Origin of the sequence: Mycobacterium innocens (assembly GCF_900566055.1) — a bacterium.
In the GTDB taxonomy this organism is placed as follows: domain Bacteria; phylum Actinomycetota; class Actinomycetes; order Mycobacteriales; family Mycobacteriaceae; genus Mycobacterium; species Mycobacterium innocens.
Genome location: NZ_UPHQ01000298.1, coordinates 1 through 1444, shown reverse-complemented (window position 1 = coordinate 1444; position 1444 = coordinate 1). Strand labels below are relative to the sequence as shown.

At 57.7% G+C, this 1444-nt stretch carries 1 pseudogene; it reads right to left on the bottom strand.

Annotated features, from left to right (window positions below):
• Window positions 1-214: 214 nt before the first annotated feature.
• Window positions 215-507, bottom strand: a pseudogene (locus EET03_RS28125) (IS1634 family transposase); the annotation flags it as partial.
• Between the last annotated feature and the right edge of the window lie 937 nt (window positions 508-1444).

Here is a 1444-nt window from a genome sequence, read left to right as displayed (position 1 = left end):
GGGCAGACCGGCCGCCACCAGAGTTTGCTTCGGACATGATCAGATCCTCCGTAAAAGCTGGGAGAACCCGTCGGATGCCGTCTGATCGACACGCCGATCTCTATCGCGAAGTCAGACGCAAACCAACAGACTACCGTCGTCCGGTCTGTCTCATCTGGCAAATTAGCGGAACAGTCGTGCCGCGCGCTGGTCTTTTGACCCGACTTAAGACTTTTTAGTGTGCAAGGTCACGACCGATTTTGGCGATTGCTTCGCGGAGGTCGACGGGTAGCGGGTCGACGGCGGTGAGAATCTGCTTGCCGGCACGTATCTTCACTGTTCGGTACCGACGGGTTGTTCTGACGAATTTTCTTTATCCTCCATCCTGTTTGGTGCTCGATGTAGTGGCATGCGGCCAGTGCGGCGAAGACGATCGTCAGTTGGGCGGTCGATGGATTCGCGTGTGTGGTGGTAGATCGGCCGGGCTTGCAGGTCGTGCTTGGACATGCGGAAGCTCTTCTCGATGCGGTGAGTCGACCTGGGGCGCGGTGTCGCGGTTTCTCGCAGTTGCGGGATCCGCGGCGGGTCAACCACACGATCTGCACCGCAGTCGCCCCTCAGGAGGTATTCACGGTGCACACGTAGGCCACCACCGCACCCTAAGAGCCCGGAATTAGGGTGCGAATTCCGGGCCGACACTGACCGAAACCGCAGATCAGCGGCCTATGGCAGAAAAATCGCCGAAAGATGTCCTAAGTCGGGTCAGCTAGTTACGCTCGGCGATGAGTTCAATCTGTGCTCATTGTGATCACTCGACTCCACGACACGTGAAAACCGAGGGATAGTGTCCAAATACGTGAATCGCGGGCTGAACGGGCGCTGGCCCCTTTGGTCGCTTGACGGAGCATCTTTCGACCCAGCCGATCCGTCCTTTCACGCATCGCCTGACCGGTTCAGAGGGTGGCAGGCGGCGCGCCGCGAGCATCCGATTGCGTGGACTAATTCGCCCACTTACGGCGAATTTTGGTCCGTCACCACACACGACCTCGCGCGCCAAGTACTGCAAAACCCTTCTCACTTCGCATCAACCTCGGGCATGCGTCTGGGCGGCAACGCTCGCGCTATCGCCTTGGCTTCCGGAAAGATGCTTGCCGTAACAGACCGTGGCGCTCATCGACGATTGCGAGCCGCCCATTTAGCGTGGCTGTCCAAATCGGCCGTTGATCGGATGAGCTCCGATATTGAACGCGATATCGAAAATCTCCTCGCCGACCTGATCAGGAAGGGTGACTCCTTCGATGCCGTAAGAGACTTAGGCACCGTAATCGCTCGCCGGGTTCTAGACCGAAGTTACTGCTGGTAAATAAGGGAAATGGGGTGCTGAGCTGGGTTTTGTGGCGACTCGGCAGGAAAAGTGTAGCCACTAATAGTAGCGTGTTGCTGCTGATGTGGAACGAATTCACGT